Source organism: Bradyrhizobium sp. USDA 10063 (assembly GCF_054063735.1).
Map to the genome: position 1 here is coordinate 2416562 of NZ_JBSSGP010000002.1, position 22410 is coordinate 2438971.

General features: G+C 63.2%; 20 protein-coding genes and 2 pseudogenes. 10 read left to right on the forward strand and 12 right to left on the reverse strand.

Annotated features, from left to right (window positions below; genetic code table 11):
- From ACVJGD_RS13910 to ACVJGD_RS13925, 4 genes are read left to right on the forward strand one after another with little or no spacing between them, the layout of a single operon-like run.
- On the forward strand, positions 1-549 hold the full coding sequence (locus ACVJGD_RS13910; protein ID WP_456634868.1) for a TRAP transporter small permease: 549 nt from the start codon (positions 1-3) through the stop codon (positions 547-549).
- Entirely contained in the window at positions 546-1835 is a 1290-nt protein-coding gene (locus ACVJGD_RS13915; RefSeq protein WP_456634869.1) for a TRAP transporter large permease, read from the forward strand. The genes ACVJGD_RS13910 and ACVJGD_RS13915 overlap by 4 nt, the downstream gene beginning before the upstream one ends.
- 25 nt (positions 1836-1860) lie before the next feature.
- Complete coding sequence (locus ACVJGD_RS13920) at positions 1861-2898, forward strand: TRAP transporter substrate-binding protein (protein ID WP_456634870.1); 1038 nt, start codon at positions 1861-1863, stop codon at positions 2896-2898.
- The gene (locus ACVJGD_RS13925) at positions 2895-4130 is read left to right on the forward strand and encodes a CaiB/BaiF CoA transferase family protein (protein WP_456634871.1); all 1236 of its coding nucleotides are present in this window, start codon (positions 2895-2897) and stop codon (positions 4128-4130) included. The genes ACVJGD_RS13920 and ACVJGD_RS13925 overlap by 4 nt, the downstream gene beginning before the upstream one ends.
- Positions 4131-4210: 80 nt before the next feature.
- On the opposite strand, the gene ACVJGD_RS13930 is transcribed toward ACVJGD_RS13925, so the two are convergent.
- The 8 genes and pseudogenes from ACVJGD_RS13930 to ACVJGD_RS13965 form a co-directional block, all read right to left on the reverse strand.
- Positions 4211-5065, reverse strand: a complete 855-nt coding sequence (locus tag ACVJGD_RS13930) for an HpcH/HpaI aldolase/citrate lyase family protein (RefSeq protein ID WP_456634872.1) — start codon at positions 5063-5065, stop codon at positions 4211-4213.
- Positions 5066-5069: 4 nt separating this feature from the next.
- Positions 5070-5528, reverse strand: a pseudogene (locus ACVJGD_RS13935) (MaoC family dehydratase); the annotation flags it as partial.
- Positions 5529-5564: 36 nt separating this feature from the next.
- Complete coding sequence (locus ACVJGD_RS13940) at positions 5565-6773, reverse strand: CaiB/BaiF CoA transferase family protein (protein ID WP_456634873.1); 1209 nt, start codon at positions 6771-6773, stop codon at positions 5565-5567.
- A gap of 23 nt (positions 6774-6796) precedes the next feature.
- A complete protein-coding gene (locus ACVJGD_RS13945; RefSeq protein WP_027579527.1) occupies positions 6797-7513 on the reverse strand; it encodes an ABC transporter ATP-binding protein in 717 nt (238 codons plus the stop codon).
- Positions 7510-8268, reverse strand: a complete 759-nt coding sequence (locus ACVJGD_RS13950) for an ABC transporter ATP-binding protein (protein WP_456634874.1) — start codon at positions 8266-8268, stop codon at positions 7510-7512. Before ACVJGD_RS13950 ends, ACVJGD_RS13945 begins: the two co-directional genes overlap by 4 nt.
- Positions 8269-8270: 2 nt before the next feature.
- Positions 8271-9302 (reverse strand): branched-chain amino acid ABC transporter permease, encoded by a 1032-nt coding sequence (locus tag ACVJGD_RS13955; protein ID WP_456634875.1) that lies wholly within the window; start codon positions 9300-9302, stop codon positions 8271-8273.
- A complete protein-coding gene (locus tag ACVJGD_RS13960) occupies positions 9299-10201 on the reverse strand; it encodes a branched-chain amino acid ABC transporter permease (protein WP_456634876.1) in 903 nt (300 codons plus the stop codon). The genes ACVJGD_RS13955 and ACVJGD_RS13960 overlap by 4 nt, the downstream gene beginning before the upstream one ends.
- Before the next feature lie 92 nt (positions 10202-10293).
- Positions 10294-11553 (reverse strand): ABC transporter substrate-binding protein, encoded by a 1260-nt coding sequence (locus tag ACVJGD_RS13965; RefSeq protein WP_456634877.1) that lies wholly within the window; start codon positions 11551-11553, stop codon positions 10294-10296.
- A gap of 170 nt (positions 11554-11723) precedes the next feature.
- Here ACVJGD_RS13965 and ACVJGD_RS13970 point away from each other — a divergent pair, with 170 nt between their 5' ends.
- The 6 genes from ACVJGD_RS13970 (at position 11724) to ACVJGD_RS13995 (ending at position 17997) form a co-directional block, all read left to right on the forward strand.
- Positions 11724-13220, forward strand: a complete 1497-nt coding sequence (locus ACVJGD_RS13970; RefSeq protein WP_456634878.1) for an AMP-binding protein — start codon at positions 11724-11726, stop codon at positions 13218-13220.
- Complete coding sequence (locus ACVJGD_RS13975; RefSeq protein WP_456634879.1) at positions 13217-13867, forward strand: TetR/AcrR family transcriptional regulator; 651 nt, start codon at positions 13217-13219, stop codon at positions 13865-13867. The genes ACVJGD_RS13970 and ACVJGD_RS13975 overlap by 4 nt, the downstream gene beginning before the upstream one ends.
- Positions 13857-14621, forward strand: a complete 765-nt coding sequence (locus ACVJGD_RS13980) for an SDR family NAD(P)-dependent oxidoreductase (protein ID WP_456634880.1) — start codon at positions 13857-13859, stop codon at positions 14619-14621. Before ACVJGD_RS13975 ends, ACVJGD_RS13980 begins: the two co-directional genes overlap by 11 nt.
- Before the next feature lie 10 nt (positions 14622-14631).
- Entirely contained in the window at positions 14632-16551 is a 1920-nt protein-coding gene (locus ACVJGD_RS13985) for a flavin-containing monooxygenase (RefSeq protein ID WP_456634881.1), read from the forward strand.
- Positions 16552-16576: 25 nt separating this feature from the next.
- Positions 16577-17206, forward strand: coding sequence for a DsbA family protein (locus tag ACVJGD_RS13990; protein ID WP_456634882.1), 630 nt, complete (start codon positions 16577-16579; stop codon positions 17204-17206).
- 536 nt (positions 17207-17742) lie between these two features.
- A complete protein-coding gene (locus ACVJGD_RS13995; RefSeq protein WP_456634883.1) occupies positions 17743-17997 on the forward strand; it encodes a hypothetical protein in 255 nt (84 codons plus the stop codon).
- 28 nt (positions 17998-18025) lie between these two features.
- Here ACVJGD_RS13995 and ACVJGD_RS14000 read toward each other — a convergent pair whose 3' ends face one another.
- From ACVJGD_RS14000 to ACVJGD_RS14015, 4 genes and pseudogenes are all read right to left on the reverse strand, one after another.
- Positions 18026-19036, reverse strand: coding sequence for a glutathione S-transferase N-terminal domain-containing protein (locus tag ACVJGD_RS14000; protein ID WP_456634884.1), 1011 nt, complete (start codon positions 19034-19036; stop codon positions 18026-18028).
- A complete protein-coding gene (locus tag ACVJGD_RS14005) occupies positions 19033-20187 on the reverse strand; it encodes an epoxide hydrolase family protein (RefSeq protein ID WP_456634885.1) in 1155 nt (384 codons plus the stop codon). The genes ACVJGD_RS14000 and ACVJGD_RS14005 overlap by 4 nt, the downstream gene beginning before the upstream one ends.
- A 105-nt stretch (positions 20188-20292) precedes the next feature.
- On the reverse strand, positions 20293-21690 hold the full coding sequence (locus ACVJGD_RS14010) for an ATP-binding protein (protein ID WP_456634886.1): 1398 nt from the start codon (positions 21688-21690) through the stop codon (positions 20293-20295).
- 22 nt (positions 21691-21712) lie between these two features.
- Positions 21713-22391 (reverse strand): annotated as a pseudogene (locus ACVJGD_RS14015) (response regulator transcription factor).
- Positions 22392-22410: the final 19 nt, after the last annotated feature.

Here is a 22410-nt window from a genome sequence, read left to right on the forward strand (position 1 = left end):
TTGCTCGACGGAATATTGAAGGCGCTGGCGACGATCGAGAAGATCGCCTCCACCGTGGCGGCCGTATTCATGTTCGCGATCATGGTCATCGTGTTTAGCGATGTCATCATGCGCTACGCGTTCAACAAGCCCTTCTCCTGGGCCTATGACCTGATCTCGCTTTATCTGATGGCGGGCATCTTCTTCCTGGTGCTGTCGGAAGCCTATACCAGCCATGCCCATGTCAGCGTCGACATCCTGCAGCAAAAATTTTCGCCGGCGATGATCCGCGTCTCCGAGATCATCACCTGCATTGTCGGCATCATCGTGTTTTCGCTGATCGCCTATCTCGGCTTCCTGCGCGCGGTCGACAGTTTTCGCTCCGCCGACGTCATGGCGGGCGCCATCCCGTGGCCGATGTGGCCGTCGATTGCGCTCGTTCCCTTCGGCGCCGGGCTGATCACGTTGCGCCTGGCGCTGCATCTGATCGGTCACCTTCTCTCGCTGGTCACCGGCCGCGCCCTGATTGCGCTGCCGTCGTCGCACACCACGGGGGAGACCTTCGAATGATCTTGACGCTTGCGATGGTCGTGCTGTTCGTGCTGCTCGCGATCGGCACCCCGGTTGGCTTCGCCATGGCCGGCTCGGGCGTGCTCGGCCTGTATCTGATCGGCGGCATGCCGATGCTGTCGGGCATCCTGCAGACCGCGCCGCTGTCGGCGGTGACGTCCTACGAGCTCATCACCATCCCGATGTTCCTGCTGATGGCGGAGTTCGTGCTGGTCAGCGGCATCGCCGACGACCTGTTCAAGGCGACCGCGGCTTGGGTCGGACGCATCCCGGGCGGGCTCGGCATGGCGACCGCGCTCGCCGGCGCCGGCTTCGGCGCGATCTGCGGCACCAGCACAGCATCCGCCGCGACGCTGTCGGCGACGAGTTTGCCGGCCATGCTGAAGCAGGGATACGAGCCGAAGATGGCTGCCGGCGTGGTCGCGATCTCGGGCACACTCGCCATGCTGATCCCGCCATCGGTCGCGCTCGTGATCTACGGCCTGCTCGCGGAAGTGAATATCGGCGCGCTCCTGATCGGCGGCGTCATTCCGGGCATCCTCGTCACCTTCACCATCATGGCGACGGTGTGGTTCCTGGCCTGGCAGGATCCGTCGCGCGCACCGTCAGCGCCGTCGGTGTCGCGCGCGGAAAAATTCCGCGTGCTCCGGGTGGTCGGCCCCATGCTGCTCTTGTTCGGCATGGTAACCGGCGTGATCTATACCGGCGTCGCCACACCGACCGAAGCCTCCGCGCTCGGCGCCTTCGGCGCGTTCGTTCTCGCGCTCTGGAAGGGCAAGATCAACCGGAAGAGCCTGCGGGCCGCGCTGCTGCGTTCGGCGCACGGCACCTGCATGATCGCGATGATCCTGTTTGGCGCCTCGATCTTCGGCTACTTCTTCACGCTGACGCAGGTGACGCAGAGCCTGGTCGCCTGGGTCGGCGGCCTGCAGGTGCCGCCATGGCTGGTCCTCACCATCATCCTGTTCGGCTACATCGTGCTCGGCTCCTTCATGGACCAGATCGCGATCCTGGTGCTGACGGTGCCGATCGTGCTGCCGCTGATCAAGTCGCTCGGCTACGATCCGCTCTGGTTCGGCGTCATCAAGATCGTCACCGCCGAGGTCGGCATGATCACGCCGCCGGTGGGGCTGAACTGCTTCGTGGTGGCCCGCTATTCGGGACGCCCGGTCGGCGAGGTGTTTCACGGCGTCTTTCCGCATTTCATCGCCCATCTGATCGCGATCGCGATCCTGGTGATCTGGCCGATGATCATCCTGTGGCTGCCGATCAAGATGGGCTACTGACACAAAGAAAGGGAGAGGAAACAAAATGAACGTTTGTCTGCAGAGACGCTTCATCCTTGCTGCACTGACGATTGCCGCTGCGACGTCTCCAAGCGCCGCCCAAGAAAAAATCACGTTGCGCCTCGCCGACAGCCTGCCCAACGGCCACGTCATCCACGAGCTCGTCGGCAAACCGTTCTCCGAGCTCGTGACCAAGATGACCAACGGCCAGGTGACGTTCCAGCACTTCCCGGCCGAGCAGCTCGGCAAGGCCAAGGACATGGCGCAGCTCACCGTCGCCGGCGTCGCCGACGTGTCCTATGTGGTGCCGTCCTATTCATCGGACAAATACCCGCTGACCGCGGTCGCGGAACTGCCCGGCATCTTCGAGACGGAATGCCAGGGGTCGCTCGCGTTCTACAAGATCTCGCATAACGGCGGCATCCTCGAAACCAAGGAGTTCGCGCCGAACCAGCTCCGCCCGCTGGTGACGATTGCGCTGCCTGCCTATCAGATCCAGCTCGCCAACAGCCGCGAGATCAAGAATGCAAAGGACCTGGAAGGCCTGAAGATCCGCACCACCGGTGGCGCGATGGACCTGATGACACGCTCGATCGGCGCTGTGCCGGTGCGGATGGCGGCGCCCGAAATCTATGAATCGCTCACCCGCGGCACACTCGACGGCTTGATCTTCTCCTACCAGAGCTCGGTTTCCTACGATTTTGGCAAGATCCTGAAATCCGGCACCGAAGGGCTCAACTTCGGTACCGCGATCTTCACCTATTCGATGGGTGAAGCGAAGTTCCGCTCGTTGCCCGAGAACGTACGCAAGGCGCTGGTCGCGGCCGGCGAACAGACCACGCGCGAAGGCTGCAAGCGTTTCGAGGATGGCGAAAAGGCCGCAACCGAGAAGATCAAGTCGCAGGGGATGAAGGTCATCAATTTCAGCGCTGACGACAAGAAGCAGTTCGACACCGCCTTCAAGGCTGTCGCCGAGGACTGGGTGAAGGACATCAACAAGCGCGGCAAGCCGGGCACTGAGGTGTTCAAGGCCTTCACCGAAGCTTTGGCTGCAGGCCGTTGACCACGCACGCTCAAGACAATTCGCCGAAGCCGGCGGGGCCCCTCGCCGGCGTCAAGGTGATCGACGTCACCAGCGTCATGATGGGGCCATACGCGACCATGATCCTCGGCGACTATGGTGCCGACGTGATCAAGGTCGAGAGTCCCGACGGCGACGTCATGCGGTATGCCGCGCCGATGCGCCATCCCGGGATGGGCGCGATGTACCTGCAGGGCAACCGCAACAAGCGCTCCATCGTGCTCGATCTGAAGAAGGCGGGTGGCCGCGAGGCATTGTTGCGGCTCGCGTCCTCGGCCGACGTCTTCGTTCACAATGTCCGGCCGGCCGCGATGGCACGGCTCAAGCTCGGTGCCGATGACCTGCTCGCGATCAATCCGCGGCTGGTCTATGCAAGCCTGCATGGCTTCGGCGAGACTGGCCCTTATGCAGGGCGGCCGGCCTATGACGATCTGATCCAGGGATTGACGGCGCTGCCGGCGCTCACGGGCAAGATCACCGGCGAGCCGCGCTATTCACCGGCCACCATGGCCGACCGCATCGTCGGCCTCAATGCCACGCACGCAATTCTTGCCGCCTTGATCCATCGCGACCGCACCGGCGAGGGTCAGGCGATCGAAATCCCGATGTTCGAGACCATGGCGCAGTTCGTGCTCGGCGACCACATGGCCGGCCGCAGCTTCGAGCCGCCGATCGGCCCGCCCGGCTATTCGCGATTGCTGTCGCCGGACCGCCGTCCCTACCAGACCAGCGACGGCTATATCTGCGCGCTGGTCTATTCCGACAAGCAGTGGAACGCCTTCTTCCGCAAGATCGGCCTGGAGAACGAGGCCGACCGCGATCCCCGCCTGAACGGCATTTCGGCGCGCACACGCAACTATGATTTCGTCTACGACTGGTTTTCAGGGGTGATGAAGACCCGCAGCACCGCCGAATGGATGAACCTGTTCGAGGAGGCCGACATTCCGCACGCCCCGCTGCACGATCTCGACAGCCTGATCGACGATCCCCATCTCGCCGCGGTCGGACTCATCCAGTCCATCGAGCATCCGACCCAAGGAACGCTCCGTGTCGCCGGCCCCGCCGCGACCTGGAGCAAGACGCCACCTTCGATCCGCCACCATCCGCCGCAGCTCGGCGAGCACGGCGAGGAAATCCTGCGCGAAGCGGGATTTACGGAGGACGAGATAGCTCGGCTCGGCGCTGAGGGAGCGCTGATCAACCCAGATTTGTAGGGTGGGCAAAGCGAAGCGTGCCCACCATGTCTTGCACCGACCTCAAAATGGTGGGCACGCTTCGCTTTGCCCACCCTACGCTAGCTCCGCCGCAGCGCCAGAATCTTCTCTGCGGCGCGCAGGTGTGGTTTGTCCAGCATCTTGCCGTCCATCTTCACCACACCGGACGGATTTCCCGCGAACGCGGCGACGACACGCTCGGACCACGCGATCTCCTCGTCGGTCGGCATGAAGGCGGCATTGACGACGTCGACATGCTTTGGATGGATCACCGCCTTTGCCAGGAAACCATCCTGCCGCGCCGTGATGCATTCCTCCCGCAGCGCCTCGAGATCATTGATGTCGGTCGCGATCGTATCGATCGCCACAACACCGGCCGCAGCCGCGCTGATCAGGCAGAGATCGCGCGCCAGCCAGAACGGGCTGTGAAAACGATTACCGGTGCGGTTGCGTGACGCTCCAAGCGAGGCGGCGAGGTCTTCGGCGCCCCACATCATGCCCCATAGCCGCGGGCTCATATTCTCGAAGTCGAGCAGTTTCAGCACCGCCCGCGCCGTCTCGGTCGCAACCGTCACGATGCGCGTGGAATCTTGTGCGATGCCGGCTGCCGCCTCGAACGCATCGAGGTAAAGCGCGAGCTTGTTGACGTCGGCGGCTCCAGCACATTTCGGCAGGACGATGCCGTCGGGCTTCCCTGGCATGACAGCCGCGAGATCGCCCAGCGTCATGTCGGTGTCGAGCGCGTTGACGCGGACATACATCTTCTGATCCGGATTGCGCGAATTCAGCATCTCGCGCGTGATGCCTCGCGCCGCCACTTTTTGCTCCGGCGCAATGGAATCCTCCAGATCGAGGATCAGGGCATCCGCGGCTGTTTTCTTGGCGCTTTCGAATTTCCGGACGCTGTCGCCGGGAACGAACAGGAACGATCGCATCGCCTCAGGCCTTCGGTTTGCAGAGCATCAGTCCGGTACGGCGGCAGCTTGCCACCACCTCGCCGCGCTGGTTGGTCATGGTGTGCTCGAATTCCACGAGCCCTTGGGTCGGCCGCGACTTGCTCGGGCGCTTCGAGACGATCTTGGTATGCGCCCGCAACGTATCGCCGTGAAATACCGGCTTCGGAAACTTCACATCCGTCATGCCCAAATTGCCGACGGTGGTGCCGAGCGTCGTATCGTAGACGCTCATGCCGATCATGATGCCGAGCGTATAGAGGCTGTTGAACAGCCGCTGGCCATATTCGGTCTTCTCGGCGAAATGAGCATCGAGATGCAACGGCTGCGGGTTCATGGTCAACAGACTGAACATCGTATTGTCCATCTCGGTTACGGTCCGGCTGAATTCATGATGGAATTCTCGCCCGACCTCGAACTCCTCGAAATATAACCCTGCCATCGGCTTCTCCCCTCGTTTGGCGCGCTCGCGGCGACCAGCTCAATTTGAGCGGGACTGGCGAACCGCGCCCGCGTTGATCAATTCATCGATGGCCGCACGGTCGAAGCCAGCCTCTGTCAGGACCTCGACGCTGTCCTGTCCGATATCCGGCGCGGGGCGCAAATCGTCCTCTGAAAGGCTCGCTATCCCCGGTGTCCGCGGCGTGTAGACTGGACCGACGCCAGGCGTGTCCTGGCAAACCGCCGCTTTGGTTGCCTCGACGTGGGCATTCCTCAGCCATGCACCGGGATTGAGGATCCGCTCCGCGATGATATCGGCCGCATGCAGGCGCGTCAGCCACGCTTCGGCCGATTGGTTCAAAAAGACTTCCCGTAGCTGCGGGATCAGTGTGTCCGCCGAATCCGCACGCCTGGCGAAATCGGCAAAGCGCGGATCGGTGGCGAGATCTTCGCGCCCGATCGCCGTACACAGGCGCTTGTACTGCGCTTCGTTCACCAGCGTGACCATCATCCAGCCGTCCTTGGCCTGGTAGGTGCCGGCCGGCACGTTGAGCGCGCGCGGTGCACCGCCCTCGAGAATGAACTCCGCGACCTTGTGGCCCAGCAGCGCCGCCGTCGACTGGCAGAGATTGACGTCGATCCAGCGGCCCGTGCCCACGGTCGCACGCGCGAACAGCGTGGTGGCGATGGCCTGGAAGGCATAGACGCCGGTGACGACGTCGGAGAGTGTCGTACCGACCCGGTGTGGTACCCCATCGGCACCGGCATTGACCGAGACCAGACCCGAAAATGCCTGCGCCACGGAATCCGATCCGGGGCGCTTCGCATAAGGCCCGCTTTGTCCGAAGCCGCTGACCGAGAGATAGATCAGACCGCGATTGTCGCGCGACAGCGATTCATAGCCAAGCCCGAGCCGCGCGGCCACGCCGGGCCGGAAGCCTTCGATCAGGATGTCGGCCTCCCTCGCGAGACGCCGGGCAATCGCGATTCCATCCTTGTGCTTCAGGTCGAGGCACAGGCTGCGCTTGCCGCGGTTATAGACCGCCGACAGCGTGGTGTGATTGCCATAGGTCGTCCCGAGATAGCGCGACCAGTCGCCCTCGGGCGGCTCGACCTTGATGACATCGGCGCCGTAGACGCCGAGCAGCATCGCGCAATAGGGCGAGGCAATGCCCTGTCCGAAGTCGAGCACGCGAAGGCCGCGATAGGGCGCCTCGTGCGTTGGCGCCAGCCTGCTCTCAACCGCCATTTGTCCTCCCCATCGGCCGAAGGCTACAGCGCAAGATAGCGCTGCCGAATGTTGTCGTTGGCCTTCAGCTCTTCGATGGGGGATGTGTAGACGATTTGGCCCTTGTCGATAACCGTCGCGTGGCTCGCAAGGCCAAGGCAAAAATGCATGTTTTGCTCGGCGATCAGCACCGTGGCGCCGGTCGCGCGAAGCTGCCGCAACAGCTCGCCGATCCGCTGCACGATGATCGGCGCCAGCCCCTCGCTCGGCTCGTCCAAGAGCAGCAGGGCAGGATTGCCCATCAGCGTCCGCGCGATGGCCAGCATCTGCTGCTCGCCGCCGGACAGCCGTCCCGCGATCCGGTAACGCAACGGCTCCAGCAGCGGGAAGACGTCATAGATGCGCCGGATCGACCATTCGTCCTCGCCGTTCGGACCTTTCTTCTGGCCGATGACGAGATTGTCCTCCACGGTGTGCTCCGGAAAGATCTGGCGGTCCTCCGGGACAAAGCCGAGCCCGGCACGGGCGATGCGATGCGGCCTCATGCCCGAGACGGTCCTGCCGTTCAGCGTCACCCTGCCGCGGCGCGCCGGCGCGAGCCCCATGATCGCCTTCATGGTGGTGGACTTGCCGGCGCCATTGCGGCCAAGCAGCGCCATGGTCTCGCCCTGCCGCACCGACAAGCCGACGCCGAACAGGATCTGGCTGGTGCCGTAGTAGACGTCGAGGTCTTCGACCTGCACGACCGGCAAAGCGCTCATGTCACGGCCCCGGCATGTTCCTCGGTGCCGAGATAGGCCTCGATCACCGCTTCGTTTCGTCTGATGGCATCAGGCGTGCCAGTCGCAAGGATACGGCCGTAGCAGAGCACGACGATCCTGGGCGCGATCTTGAACACGATGTCCATGTCATGCTCGATGAAGACGACCGTGATCTTCTGCGTCTCCCAGAGCTCCCGGACCTTGTCGATCATCCGCCAGCGCTCTTCGGTGCCCATGCCGGCGGTCGGCTCGTCCAGCAGCAGCACCTTTGGGTCGAGCACCAGCGCGAGTGCGATATCCAGCAGTTTCTGGTCGCCATGCGATAGCGTCGCGGCGGTGCGGTGGCGCTTGTTGGCAAGGCCAAGCAATTCCATCGCCTGCTCGGCGCGGTCCCGAGTCTCTGCGAGCGGGAAACGCCGATGCAGCACGGTCGAGCGGCGCTGATCCGCACAGACGGCGGCGAGCATCGTCTCCTGCACGGTAAGCGACGGAAAGATGCTGGCGACCTGGAACGCGCGCCCGATGCCGTGCCGTACGATATCGGCTGGCGACTTGCCGGCGAGATCGACGCCATCGAGCAGGACCTGGCCGGAATCCGGCCTGAGCGCGCCGGTAATCAGGTTGAAGAACGTGCTCTTGCCGGCACCGTTCGGACCGATGACGGCCGTCAGCGAGCCATCGGCGAAATCCAGCGAAACGTTATCCGTCGCTTTCACGCCGCCGAACGACTTCGAGAGCCCGCGAATATCCAGCATGGCTAGCCGCGCCCCCCTGGCCCGTCGCGACGCTGCGCATGCCACTCGAGCACATAGTCCATCAGGCCTTTGCGAAGGCCGATGGCGAAGAACAGGATCACGACGCCGAGCACGATGCCATGATATTCCGTGAAGCGGGTGACGGTGTCGTTGAGGATCAGCAGCAGCACCGTGCCGACCATCGGTCCCAGGAACGTGGTGACGCCGCCAAGCATGTTGATGAAGATGCCCTCGCCCGAAATCGTCCAGTAGGCGAATTCGGGATAGGCGCCGGAGACGAACAGCGCCATGACCATGCCGCCGGTGGACGCAAACACCGCCGCCAGCACGAAGATCGTCAGCTTGGCGCGCCAGACGTCGATGCCGATAAAGCTCGCGCGCCGCGCATTGTCGCGTATCATGCGGAGCGTATAGCCGAACGGCGATTGCGCGATCTGGCGCATCAAGAGCAGGCCGAGCACGAGGAGCGCGCAGCTTGTGATGTAGAGATGCACATGATTGGCAAGATCGATGCCCAGGAACGGCGGGCGCGGTATGCCGCCGCGCAAGCCCTGATCGCCGCCGGTCAGCGACGCCCAGGTCAGGATCGTCGAGTGGATCAGCATCTGGAATGCCAGCGTGACGAACGCGAAATAGATCTCCTTCAGCCGGACGCAGATCGCTCCGATGACCGCAGCGACGACGGCGGTGATCGCGAGCGTCGCCACAAATGCCACCGGTATCGATACGCCGGTGCGCTGCATCAGCAGGCCGAGGCCATAGGCACCGAGCCCGAAGAACATGCCGTGCCCGAACGAGATCATCCCGGTGTAGCCGACGAGGAGGTTGAGCGAGGTCGCGAACAGACCGAACGCCGAGCAGCGGATCACGAAATCGAGCAGCGCCTTGCTGCCGAAGAACAGCGGCAGCGCTGCCAGTACCGCAAAGGCCACCAGCGCGATCAGAACGTCGAGAAAACGCGAGCGGAACGGGCGCGCTTCGATGCGCGGCGCGCTCAAGGTCTCCGACGCGCGCTCAGCCTGCAGCTCGGTCATGCGACCTCCTTGCCGAACAGGCCAGTCGGCCGCGACACCAGGACGATCACCATGAACAGGTACATCAGGCCTTCGGTGAACAGGGGAAAGCCGAGCGAGCCGAACGAGCGGATCAGGCCGATGAGTAGCGCCCCGATCAACGCACCCAGGATCGAGCCCATGCCGCCGATCACGGTGACGATGAAGGATTCGATCAGCACCGAAAATCCCATTCCCGGCGTCAGCGAGCGCACCGGCGCGGCAAGCGCCCCGGCAAGCCCGGCGAGCATGCCGCCGAGCGCGAACACGCCGCCATAGATCAGCCCGGTATTGATGCCGAGCGCCGATACCATGCCGGGATTATGGGCGGCCGCGCGGATCACCTTGCCGATCCGGGTGCGGGCCAGCCCAAGGCCGAGCACCATGGCGGCTGCCAACGCAACTCCGATCAGCAGCAGATAATAGGGCGGCACGACGCCACCGGCGATGAACAGCGGCGGCACCTGGAATGCCGACGGCATGCCCATCGACTTGAATTCGGGTCCCCAGACCATGCGCACCACGTCGTCGAAGATCAGCACGAAGGCGTAGCAGACCAGCAATTGCATCAGCACGTCGGCGCCATAGACGCGGCTCATGAACACGCGCTCGAAGATCAGGCCGAGCATCGCCGTGCCTGCCGCGCCGCACAGCATCGCAAGCGCAAAGCTGTCGGAAATCTGGTAGGCCGTCATCGCGAAATAGGCGCCGAACATATAGAAGGCGCCGTGGCTGAAATTGACGACCTTGAGCACGCCGAAGATCAGCGTCAGCCCGACGGCGACGAGAAACAGCAGCATGCCGATGATGAGGCCGCTGGTGGTTTGGGTCACCAGACAGGCCGGGCTGGCGAGGCAGCCAGCGAGCGCGTCTATATCCAATGCAGCATTTCCATCCCGGCGCGCCGAGACCGCCGGCGCGCAAACTCAGCGAAGCATGAGTGGAAGCGGCCCGTCCGCCTCCACTCAGACCGTCAGGTGTAGCCTTTGCTCTTCTTCCACTCGGCTTCGAGCTCGAAGATGGTCTTCCAATCGCCGGCCTTGACTTCCGGCACGTAGGGTTCCTGCGGGATCGTGGTGCCCCAGCCGATGGCGTAGCCAACCAGGGTGTTGTCCTCCGCGCGCATCGTCACGGTGCCGTCGGCGCCGAACGGGCACTTGATCGTCAGCCCGCGCAGCGCTTCCGCGACCTTCTTGCCGTCCGTGGAATTGGCCTTCTTCACCGCTTCGGTGAGCAGCATCACCGCAGTCGCATTCTGCCACGACCAGTTGGTGGGATACTCGTTGTACTTCGCCCGATAGGCATCGCCCCACGCGGCATTCTCCGGCGTCTTCGGGAACGTCTTGATGTAGCGGTTGCCGGAGTGAATGCCCTTCGGCAGGTTCTTCACCACCGTGAGCGCCGTGTAGTCAGCCATGTTGACGGCAAAGACCTCCATCTGCGTGAACAGCGCGTAGATGTTGGCCTGGTCGATATACGACGTCAGATCGCCACCCCAGAGGCAGGAATAGAGCGCCTGCGGCTTGGCCTGCAGGATCTTCGTCACCACCTCGGTGTAGTCAGGCTGGAACAGCTTTGGCCAGGACTCGCTGACGATCTCGACGTCGGGCGCAAAGCGCTTGAGGTAGAGCGCGAATTCGCCGGTGGTATCGCGGCCATAGGCATAGTCCGGCGAACAGGTCGCCCATTTCTTCAGGCTCTTGGCTTTCGCGACCGCAGCCGCGTAGCTGCCGCCGACGATGGAATCGTGGATGCCCTGCCGGACGCAGCGGAACGCGTTGGGAATATGCTGTTTCGGATCGGCGGTCAGCGACGAGGCTTCCGAGCAGGTATGGATGCAGAGCACGCCGAGGTCGCGCGCCACCTCGTGAACCGCGAACGATCCGGACGAGGCCTCGCCATCGAACAGCATCTCGCAGCCGTCGGTGTTGACGAGTTCGCGCGCGACGCGGGCTGCTTCCTGGGGCTGGCCCTTGGAGTCGCGGATCACCATCTCGATCTGCCGCCCGGCCAGGCCGCCCGCGGCGTTGACCTTCTCGACCTCCAGCAGCACGGCATTGCGCGAGGATGTGCCAAGCTGCGCAACGCGGCCCGATAAGATCGTCGGCATGCCGATCTTGATGGTCTTGGCCTGCGCGCGCGCCACCCAGGGCGCAGCAATCGTCACCGCACCGGCGCCCATCAGCGCCAGAGTTGCACGGCGGCTGATGCCCGGTTGACGGGTTCTCTTCATTTACCCCTCCCAGTCGGGTTGTCGTTCCCTATTCCCTTGCCGGAGATCATCTCGTCTCCGTGGACACGAGGATTTCAGAGCAAGGGGGGTGACGTCAAGCCAAAGATGAATTACGAGTCATAGTTCATCAGGGAAGGAAACGAGGCCGAAACGGCCCCTTTGAGCGGCAGATGATCAACCTTTCGAGCTTCATCGCCTTTCACGCCCGGCGGACGCCTGATCGGTGTGCGCTGAAATATCGCGGCGAGGACATTTCCTACGGCAGTTTCGACGGCCGCATCCGCCGCGTGGCCGGCTGGCTCGCCTCCCGCGGCATCGGTCCTGGCGACATCGTCGCGGTGCTGATGAAGAACAGCGCCGCCTTTCTCGAACTGGTCTTTGCGACCAGCCATATCGGCGCGGTGTTCCTGCCCATCAACTATCGGCTCTCCGCTGACGAGGTCGGCTACATCGTCGGCAATTCCGGCGCGCGCATCCTGATCGCGGACGAAGAACTCGCCGCGATCACGGCCGGCAGTGCGCCAATCGTGCTGCTCGATGAAGCCGCGCAATCGAGCGCCACGCAGCTCGCGCCCGATATCGCGCCTGCGCCGATGCATGCCCGCCGACCGCGGGACCTGATGCGGCTGATGTACACATCAGGCACGACCGATCGGCCCAAGGGCGTGATGCTGAGTTATGAGAACATGTACTGGAAGTCAGCCGACCAGACACTGGTGCTCGGCCTCAATGCGGATACGCGCCTCCTTGTCGTCGGCCCGCTCTATCACGTCGGCGCTCTTGATCTGCCTGGCATCGCGGTGCTCTGGCACGGCGGAATGCTCTCGGTCCATCGCGACTTCAGGCCCGACCGGGCGCTCGCTGCGATCGAGACTGAGAAGCTGAACGCAGCGTGGTTCGCCCCTGTGATGACCACGGCGATCCTCACCTGTCCCACCCGCGACCGCTACGATGTCTCCAGTCTGCAATGGGCGATCGGCGGCGGCGAGAAGACGCCGGAGCTACGCATCCGCGCCTTCTCCGACTATTTCAAGAATGCCCGCTACATCGACGCCTATGGTCTGACCGAGAGCGTCGGCGGTGACACCTTCATGGAGCCGGGCCGCGAGATCGAGAAGATCGGCTCGACCGGCCGTGCCATCGCCCATGTCGAGCTCGAGATCCGAGATGACCAAGGCAATCGGCTTCCGCCCGGCGAGAACGGCGAGATCTGCCTTCGCGGGCCGAAGGTCACGAAAGGATACTGGCGCGATCCCGAGAAGACCGCGGCCGCCTTCTTCGGCGACTGGTTCCGTACCGGCGATGTCGGTTATCTCGACGAGGAGGGCTTCCTTTATCTCACCGACCGCAAGAAGGACATGATCATCTCCGGCGGCGAGAACATCGCCTCCTCCGAGGTCGAGCGCGTCATCTACGAAATGCCTGAAGTTCGCGAGGTCGCCATCATCGGCCTGCGCGATGAACGCTGGGGCGAGAGGCCGGTCGCGATCGTCGTGCTGGCGGAAGGCGCCACGCTGGATCTGCCTGCACTGACCGACTACTGCCGCACGCGGCTCGCCACCTTCAAAGTGCCGAAACAACTGATCATCCGCGACAGCCTGCCGCGCAACCCTTCCGGCAAAGTGCTGAAACGTGTGCTGCGCGCTGAACTGGAGGCCACTGCATGACCCAAGCCGCTCCTGCCAAAGTCACCAAGCTGAACCGGGTCGAGCGCAACGCCTGGACCAAGCAAAAGATCTTCGATGCCGCGACCAAGATGGTCGGCAAATATGGCTACGCCGAAGCCTCCGTCGCTCGCATCACCGAGGAAGCCGGCGTCGCGCAGGGCACCTTCTACAATCATTTTGAGAATCGCCAGGAACTGCTGGAGCAGCTCTTGCCGAAGATTGGACTGGACATGGTGCGCTTCATCCACGCTCGCACCGGCACCGCACAAACGGCGCGAGAGGAGATCGAGCGCTTTTCCGCCTTCTTCGATTTCATCCTCGAAGTGCCGGAGTTCCTGCGCATCCTCAACGAGGCCGAATTCTTTGCGCCGATCGGCTACCAGAAGCATTTCGACAATATCTCGACCGCCTATGCGCGCATCCTCCGCCGCGCGCGGCAGGCCGGCGAGATCATTGATTTCAGCGACGAGGAGTTCGAGGCCATCGTGCAGATGCTGATGGGCGCGCGCGGCTATCTCAGCCGCCGCTATTCCTACGCCGGCGGCAAGGTCACCGCCCCGCCCGATCATGTGATCTCCGCTTATCGCAAGCTTGTGACCCGCGGGCTGTTCAACGCAATAGATGAGGATAACGGTCATGAGCGCTGACGGCCTCGTTCTCGTCACTGGCGGCAGTCGCGGCATCGGTGCAGCCACCGCTACCCTGCTCGCCGACCAGGGCCAGCGCGTCATCATCGTCGATATCGCGCCGGAGCCGCTGGTCGGGACAAATGCGATCCTCTGGCCCGCACCCTTCGATGTCGCGAGCGAAGCGACGGTCACCGCGGGCGTTGCCGACATCGAGGCCGCGCACGGGCCGATCACAGGCCTCGTCAATGCCGCCGGCGTGTTCGGCAAGATGCATCGGATCGAGCGCGTGCGGATGGAGCAATGGGACCGCGAGGTCAATATCGACCTGCGCGGCACCTTTCTGGTCGCGCGCAGCGTCGGCGTGCGGATGGCCGAGCGGCGAAACGGCGCCATCGTCAATGTCGCCTCGGTCGCCGGCATGACCTCCGGCCCGATCCATGCCTACACCGCCGCCAAGGCCGGCGTCATCCAGATCACGCAGACGCTAGCGGCCGAGTGGGGCCGGGTCGGCGTGCGGGTCAACGCGGTATCGCCGGGCTTTACCCGCACGGCGATGCTGGAAGCCGGCATCGCCTCAGGCGCGCTCGACAAGGAACTGCTGTCGCGGCCATCAGCCATGAACCGGCTGGTCGAGCCGTTCGAAGTGGCGCAGGCGATCGCCTGGCTGCTTTCGCCGAAAAGCAGCGGCGTCACCGGCATCAACCTGCCGGTCGATGCCGGCTTTATCGCGGGCTCTACATGGGCCGCCTATGGCGGACTGCCGGAAGCGTGAGGACAACAGCATGAACATCGAAATGCCGCGCAAGAAACTCGACTTGGCTTCCGCCATCGCCGAAGGTGATATCCGCGTGCTGCTGATGGTGCTGGTGCACATGACCGGCGACGAGCGCTGGCTGGAGCCACCGTACAAGCCCAAGCGCGACGTGCGCCTGATCCCCGATCCGGACGCCGGCGTGCCGAAGGAGATCCAGCACGAAATCCGCGCCGCGGTCCTGAAGCTCTACAAGGACGGCGAGCCCAGACCTGTCATCACGGATCCCGGCAACGAGCTGATGCTGAGGATGATGAGCGCGACGCTCGGCGAGAACGTCGCGCCGGAATATGCGCCACTGATGCGCGAGGAAATGGGTTTCATTCCGCGCGATGCGCGCTGGACCAAACGTCCATCGGACGAGAAGCTCGCCGAGCAGCACGTCCTGATCGTCGGCGCCGGCGTCTGCGCGATTGCGCTTGGCGTCGCGCTGGACCGGCTCGGAATCGCCTACACCATCGTCGAGAAAGAAGACGAGATCGGCGGCACCTGGTACGTCAACCGCTATCCCGGCTGCGGCGTCGATACGCCGAACCACTCCTATTCCTTCTCCTTCGGCGAGCGGAACCAGTGGACGCGTTATTTCGCGCCGCGCCAGGAACTGCTCGACTACCTCTTGAAAGTCGTGCGCGAACACGGCATCCGACGCCATGTCCGGCTCAATACCGAGCTGACCTCGTCACGCTGGGACGAGAACAAGCGGCTTTGGATTTCGACTCTCAAGACCGAGAACGGTGAAGAAACTTTCGAATCGACCGCGCTGGTCAGCGCCATCGGCCAGCTCAATGACCCCGCCCCGGCACACTTCAAAGGCGAGGAAGATTTCCAGGGCCTCGCCGTGCATTCGGCGCTGTGGTCCGAAGACATCAATTTCGACGGCAAGCGCGTCGCCGTGATCGGCACCGGCGCCACCGCAATGCAGCTCGTGCCCGCCATCGCTGACCGCGTGTCGTCCGTCACGGTCTATCAGCGCACGGCGCAATGGGCGCGGCCGGTCAAGGGCTACTCCGACCCGATCACCGAAGGCGCGCGATGGCTGCTCGCGCACCTGCCCTTCTATGTGCAGTGGTATCGCTTCAACATGTTCTGGCGCTATGGCGACGGCCTGCTGCCGTTCCTGCGCAAGGATCCGAACTGGCCGCATCCGGCGCGCGCCGTCAACAAGGGCAACGATCGGCACCGGCAGGAGCTGACGGATTTCATCCTGTCGGAGCTCAAGGATCGCCCCGACCTGATCGAAAAATGCGTGCCGACCTATCCGCCCTATGGCAAGCGCATCCTGCTCGACAACAATTGGTTCAAGACGCTGACCAAGTCGAATGTCGAGCTGGTCACCGAACCAATCGACCATTTTGCACGCCACGGCATCGTCACGGCGGATGGCAGGCAGCGTGCGCACGACATCATCGTCATCTCCACCGGTTTCAGGGTTTCGGAGATGGCGGCGCGGCTCAACATCACCGGGCGCGGCGGCAGGAATCTGCGCGACGTCTGGGCCAACGACAACCCGACCGCCTATCTCGGTTTGACCGTGCCAAACTTTCCAAACCTGTTCCTGATGCTGGGTCCGAACTCAGGACCTGCCCATGGCGGCAGCGTGATTTTCCAGTCCGAATGCCAGAGCCGGTACATCTCGGCTTGCCTCGTCGAGATGATCGAGAAAGGCATCGCCGCCATCGATGTCAGTCAGGAAGCGCATGATCAATATGTCCGCAAGGTCGACGCCGAACATGAGCACTTGATCTGGACCCACCCGGGCATGACGACCTATTACCGCAACAGCCAGGGCCGCGTGTTCTCGGCCATGCCCTGGCGTTTCGTCGACTATTGGGCGATGACCCACGATCCCGATCTGAGCCAGTATCGGCAAACGAAACATGCAGACGCCTGAGAGCCACCACGATCAGGGAAGAGGGATGGAAAGGCCGCGCGTACGCATCTACACCGATTACAAGAGCCCTTACGCTTTCGTCGCCAACAAGCGCCTGTTCGAGCTGGAAGAGCAGCACGGCATCGAGCTGGAGTGGCTGCCCTATACGCTGCGGGTCGCGGAATTCATGGGGACAGTGGAAGAGCGCACCCCGCATTTCTGGCGCAAGGTCCGTTACGCCTACATGGACGCGCGGCGTTTCGCCAACGCCCAGGGCCTGACGATGAAGGGACCGCGGCGGATTTACGACGCGTTCTATTCCAGCGCCGGCATGCTGTTCGCCCAACGCCACGGCCTGTTCCGGCCGTACCACGAGACGGTCTTTCGCCGCTTCTGGAACCATGATCTGGAGATCGACGAACTATCTAATATCGCTGGCGTGATCGCCTCGATCGGAGGCTCGGCGAAGGATTTCGAGGAATATGTTCATGGGCCTGCGCGAGCGGAACATGATCGGATCATCGAGGAAGCGGAAGCGCTCGGCGTGTTCGGCGTTCCGACGATGGTGTTCAACGGCGAGCTGTTCTGGGGCGGCGATCGCATCGACATCCTGATCGAACGCATCAAGGATCCCGCCTCCATCGCAGCAGCGCTTGGCAGCCGACATAGGAATTGATCCTGCGCCGCCATGGTTCCCTCGACTCGTCAGGGAACCGCGACTTCACTTGACAGTCTCCAATATCTGCCGCAGCATTTTGTGGACTGCACCTGTTGGGGTGCTGGAGCAATTGGCTCCCCGCCTTGCAGGAATTGCCGACCGATCATGTGGTCGGGCGGCAGGCAGAGGATACGGACGGATGTCCGTCGGGCCACTCTTGGAGAGGAGCATGACGCCACCGGGCCAGTCCAGTGACCTTGCTCAGCAAGGTCTCGGCGCGCGTTGAGGCGAACCGCAGCTGCTAGCCACGTTGCGCCGGCGACAAATCTGAACATACCCGTAGGATTGGAGCGCAAAGGCCACGCGCTTTTCGATCCGGAGTCATACTGGTGTCTACCAGAATCCTTCGCTAAAACGAAGATGCAGGGCCCCGCGATGCTCCAATGCACCGGGGCCCATCAATTTGCGGGGTGAGGCGTCGAGGCCTGCTATCCCGATCCGGAACCGAACTCCTCTTCGCGCGCTAACTTCTCTCGAACCGAGGGAGGTCACGAATGAAACGCTATCTCATTTGCCTCGGCCTGGTTGCGTCGCTTGCAGCTGTCTCCCATAGTGCTGCCCTCGCGCAGAGCACGAGAACGGGTCCGGCATTTTATGTCGTGCTGAACTCGCTGACCAAGAGTTGCTCGGTCGTCGACAAGACGCCCAAGACGGACACGCCGAACATCACCGTCGCAAGCGACACGGTTTACAAGAGCCGCGCGGAGGCGGAGGAAGCCATCAAGACGTTGCCATCCTGCTCGCGATAGGCGGGTTTGCCTATTGCAGCGAAGCGGATCAGTTGGCGGCGAGATGCACCCAGCACCCCGTGCGCTCGAGCAACGGTTGCAGGGCCGCGCGTTCTGCCGCATTCAGTGCTGCAAACTTCGCGCGTAGCTGTTGCAGGCACTTGACCTGGTATTTGAACGGCGCGAGCGCATAAGGCAGGCCCCAGACGGTGATCTCGAGCCGCTCCAACCCCTTCGCAAAGGCCTCCTCGTTGGCGACCAGGAACGGCAGATAGAGCTCGCCGGCGATTTTCAACAGCGCCTCGGCCCATCCATCCAGCGCCTGCTCGCGCGGATACCACGCGCCATCGACACCCGAGGCATCGTCGAGCCGCCGCACCCAGTGATCGGTGAACGGCGCCACAGCGCGCATGATGCGCATCGGCGTCGGATCGGTTGCCATTTCGCTGAGCTGACCAAACCAGGCGAGATCCGCCAACGACGGCCGGCTGCCGAACAGATATCTGGTCATCCCGACATGCGGCTCGAACGCCGCCAGGATGCGCCGATAGGTTTGTTCGAGCAGCGGCTTGTTTTCTGCGGTCGCGCCGAGGATTGCCATCCGCGAGAGCTGCCGCTGCCGAAACTCCTCGATCTCCTCTGCGCTGCCGGTCTCGGCGTGCGACGTCGACCATTCCTCTCCGGCCCAGCGCGAAACGTAGGCTTGATCTTCCACATCCCACCAGCGGTAGAGGAACAATGGCTTCACCGCCCATTCGTCGGCGAGGTCTTCCAGGAGATCGCAAATGAAAGCCACAGCCTTGTCCTTGGGGATCACCGACCGGCCGAGATGCCGCGTCTCGAGATCGTAGGCCAGCATCGTGGTCTCGCCACGATAGCTGCCGTCGGGATATTGCAGCACCGGGATCAGCATCGGCCGCAGATGCGCCGTCGCCTGCCGCAGTTCCTTGGTCATGATCACCCAGTCGTGCGGAATCCGGCGATAGCGCAGCAACGCGCGCAGCTTGAGAGCGTAAGGCGACGCGGTGGATCCGATCAGACGATAGCGTCCCTCGGTCATGACTCGCTCTCTCGCAATGGCCGGAAAAACTCGCGCACCTCGCGCACGAACAATTCGGGCTGCTCAAAGGCGGCGAAGTGACCGCCCTTTGGCATCTCGCTCCAATGGCGGATGTTGGTGTAGCTCACCTCCATCCACTTTCGAACCGGCGTGACGATCTCCTTGGGAAAGACGGTAACGCCGGTCGGCACGGTGACCTTGTGCGCGGATCGCCGCTTCGGTCCAAAACTTTCCCAATAGAGCCGCGCCGAGGAGGCTGCAGTGGCCGGCACCCAATACAGCATGACGTTGTCGAGCAGTTCGTCGCGGGACAGGACGTTCTCGGGATGCCCGTCGCAATCGGTCCAGGCCCAGAACTTCTCCAGGATCCATGCGGCCTGGCCGCTCGGCGAATCCGTGAGCCCATAGCCGAGCGTTTGCGGCCGGGTCGACTGCTGCTTGGAATAGCCGGAATCCCAGTCGGCGTAGTATTGAATGCCGTTCAGCGCCCGCGCCTCCTGCGGCGTCGGCTGTCCCTCGACATTGGGCCGCGTCGCCATCGCGAGCGTAACGTGAATGCCGGCGCAATGCGCAGCGTCCTGCGCGCCGAGCGCCGTCGTCACCGCCGAGCCCCAGTCACCGCCTTGCGCGCCGTATCGCGCATAGCCAAGGCGCTCCATCAGCACGGCCCAGGCCGAGGCGATACGATCGACGCCCCAGCCGGTTGTACGCGGCTTGGCGGAGAAGCCGAAGCCCGGCAATGACGGACAGACCACATGAAAGGCGTCGGCCGCACGGCCACCGTGAGCGGTCGGGTCAGTGAGCGGCTCAATCACCTTGTGGAATTCGACCACCGATCCCGGCCAGCCGTGGGTAACGATCAGCGGCAATGCGTTCGCATGCGGCGAACGAACGTGCAGGAAATGGATGCCAAGCCCGTCGATCTCGGTCGTGAACTGCGCAAAGCGATTGAGGCGCGCTTCGCGGCTACGCCAGTCATACTCCTCGGCCCAATAACGGCAGACCTCCTGAATCCACTTCAGCGGAGCGCCCTGGCTCCAGTCTTCGACCAGCTCGGCCTCGGGCCATCGCGTACGGCGCAACCTTGACTTGAGATCCTCCAGCACATCGTCACCGACCGAGATACGATAGGGATGTATCGCTGTGCTCATGGCCTGCTCCTCCAAACGACACGCTTAATATCGGAGAAAAAGCAGGTTATGCGCAAGTCGCTCGGACAGGCCGCAGCGCTTCCCCCTCGACGATTTGCGCAAATGTTACGCTTCGGGATCCGGGCAGGTGATCTCGACGCGGCATCCCGCGCCCGGATGGATCGTCAGCCGGAAGCCGTGCAGCTTGACGATCGCGGCTACCAGATTGAGGCCGAGGCCGACGCCCGGCGTGTTGCGCATCTTGTCGGACCGATAGAACCGCCGCAGTACCGCGTCGCGCTCCTCTTCCGTGATCCCGCTGCCGGTATCGATCACGCGGATCACCGTTTCATTCCGGTTGCGCTGCAGCTCGATGTCGACCTTGCCGCCCTCCGGAGTGAACTTGATGGCGTTGTCGACGATGTTGGTGACGGCTTCGATCAACAGGTCCCGGTCGCCGCGCACGTTCAGCGGATGCTCGGCGTGGACATTCAGCGCGATATTCTTGTTCTCCGCGATCGGCTCATAGATGTCGCAGACCTCCCGCAACATCTCGTGCAGCGGCACGATGCCGAAGCCGGCCGACCGCCGGCTGTTTTCGATCTCGGCAAGCCGCAACAACGCGGTGATGATCGTCAGCGACTGATCGATCCCGGTGATCGCCTTATCGGCGACCGTCTGAAGCTGCTCAAGCGACGTTGCATGGGTGCGGCCGCGCTCGAGCGCCAGTCTCGCGCGCGTCAGCGGCGTCCTGAGATCGTGCGCGATATCGTTGCCGACGCCGGCCAGCGCGTTGATCATCGTCTCCATCTCGTCGAGCATGCCGTTGACGATGACCGCAAGCTTCGAGAACGGCTCGCTGCCATCGCGATATGGCAGCCGTTCTCGCAGATCTCCCGCGATAATGCGCTGGACGCGCTGGTTGACCTCCTCGACCTGCCGCTGCGCCCGCACGCTCAGCCAGGCGCCGGCCAGAAGACAGATGATGAATGCCGGCAACAGTCCGAACGCGAGCGCTTCGCCGACGACATGAGAGATCTCCTTGGTCTCATCGACATTGCGTGCAATCACCAGGAGATTGCCGTTTGGCATGCGTTTGCCGATGGCCCGAACTGAGTGATCGTGATCCGGCTGGTCTACCCTCGCCGCGGTGACGCTCTGCGCTACGGCGTCGATCTTGAGACCGATCGGAAGACGCTCCATGTTGCCGGCCAGTCTCCGCCCGTCCGAACCAAACAGCCCTGCAAATTGAACGCCCCGCGAATCCTGCCGCAAATGATCTTCGATCGCATTGAGCTGGCGCTCCATCGGCAGCGTCGTCATGAAGGAGATCTGACGGGCGAGCATGCGGTCGGTCCGATCGATCAGATAATTGTCGATCTTCACGTAGATGAAGCCGAACAGCGCGATCATGAAGACGGCAAGGACGCCGGCCACCGCAAGTGCCCAGCGAAAGCTGTTCGACCGAATGAATTGCCACTGGCCCATCGAGTTCGGATGTCTCTGCATGACGTCGGCGGCCATCGATCGGAACCAGCGCAATATCTCAGGAGGCCGCACGAAGAATGAAGCCGGCACCGCGGACATTTTGGATCATCGGAGTCTCCCCCGGCCCGTCCACCTTGTGACGCAAGCGGCCCATATGCACATCAACCAGATTTGTCGCCGGGACGAATTTGTAGTTCCAGACTTCTTCAAGCAGCATGGCGCGCGTCAGCAACTGGTCGCTGCGCCGCATCATGTATTCGAGCAGGCGAAATTCGCGCGGCAGGAGATCGATCACCCGGTCGCCACGCCTGGCGCTGCGCTCGATCAGGTCGAGTTCGAGCTGCCCCACGCGCAGCAGGGTCTCGCGCGATTCCCACCGGCCGGCGCAGCAGCGCCTCTATCCGGGCGATCAGTTCCACGACGGCGAAAGGCTTGGTGAGATAGTCGTCACCGCCCATGCGCAGGCCCCGCACACGGTCGTCCACCGCGCCGAGCGCACTCAACACCAGCACCGGCGTGCGAACCTGCTCCTTCCGCAAGGTCTCGATCACGCTGAGCCCATCCATTCCGGGCAACAGGCGGTCGACGATCATGGCGTCAGGCTTCAGGCTGCGCGCCTTGTCCAGGCCCTCTCGACCATTGGCCGACCATTCGACCTCGAAGCCGCGTTCGGCGAGTTCGGCCGTAATCTCCTCGGCGGTCTCGCCGTCATCCTCGATCAAGAGCACCTTTGTCATCAACCCGTTCTCGACAACC

Excerpts from the sequence above, each read along its gene's own strand:
- ACVJGD_RS13915 (WP_456634869.1), top strand. The coding sequence starts at position 546 with ATGATCTTGACGCTTGCGATGGTCGTGCTGTTCGTGCTGCTCGCGATC.
- ACVJGD_RS13920 (WP_456634870.1), top strand. The coding sequence starts at position 1,861 with ATGAACGTTTGTCTGCAGAGACGCTTCATCCTTGCTGCACTGACGATT.
- ACVJGD_RS13930 (WP_456634872.1), bottom strand. The coding sequence starts at position 5,065 with ATGCGATCGTTCCTGTTCGTTCCCGGCGACAGCGTCCGGAAATTCGAA.
- ACVJGD_RS13940 (WP_456634873.1), bottom strand. The coding sequence starts at position 6,773 with ATGGCGGTTGAGAGCAGGCTGGCGCCAACGCACGAGGCGCCCTATCGC.
- ACVJGD_RS13945 (WP_027579527.1), bottom strand. The coding sequence starts at position 7,513 with ATGAGCGCTTTGCCGGTCGTGCAGGTCGAAGACCTCGACGTCTACTAC.
- ACVJGD_RS13950 (WP_456634874.1), bottom strand. The coding sequence starts at position 8,268 with ATGCTGGATATTCGCGGGCTCTCGAAGTCGTTCGGCGGCGTGAAAGCG.
- ACVJGD_RS13955 (WP_456634875.1), bottom strand. The coding sequence starts at position 9,302 with ATGACCGAGCTGCAGGCTGAGCGCGCGTCGGAGACCTTGAGCGCGCCG.
- ACVJGD_RS13965 (WP_456634877.1), bottom strand. The coding sequence starts at position 11,553 with ATGAAGAGAACCCGTCAACCGGGCATCAGCCGCCGTGCAACTCTGGCG.
- ACVJGD_RS13970 (WP_456634878.1), top strand. The coding sequence starts at position 11,724 with ATGATCAACCTTTCGAGCTTCATCGCCTTTCACGCCCGGCGGACGCCT.
- ACVJGD_RS13975 (WP_456634879.1), top strand. The coding sequence starts at position 13,217 with ATGACCCAAGCCGCTCCTGCCAAAGTCACCAAGCTGAACCGGGTCGAG.
- ACVJGD_RS13980 (WP_456634880.1), top strand. The coding sequence starts at position 13,857 with ATGAGCGCTGACGGCCTCGTTCTCGTCACTGGCGGCAGTCGCGGCATC.
- ACVJGD_RS13985 (WP_456634881.1), top strand. The coding sequence starts at position 14,632 with ATGAACATCGAAATGCCGCGCAAGAAACTCGACTTGGCTTCCGCCATC.
- ACVJGD_RS13990 (WP_456634882.1), top strand. The coding sequence starts at position 16,577 with ATGGAAAGGCCGCGCGTACGCATCTACACCGATTACAAGAGCCCTTAC.
- ACVJGD_RS13995 (WP_456634883.1), top strand. The coding sequence starts at position 17,743 with ATGAAACGCTATCTCATTTGCCTCGGCCTGGTTGCGTCGCTTGCAGCT.
- ACVJGD_RS14000 (WP_456634884.1), bottom strand. The coding sequence starts at position 19,036 with ATGACCGAGGGACGCTATCGTCTGATCGGATCCACCGCGTCGCCTTAC.
- ACVJGD_RS14005 (WP_456634885.1), bottom strand. The coding sequence starts at position 20,187 with ATGAGCACAGCGATACATCCCTATCGTATCTCGGTCGGTGACGATGTG.
- ACVJGD_RS14010 (WP_456634886.1), bottom strand. The coding sequence starts at position 21,690 with ATGGCCGCCGACGTCATGCAGAGACATCCGAACTCGATGGGCCAGTGG.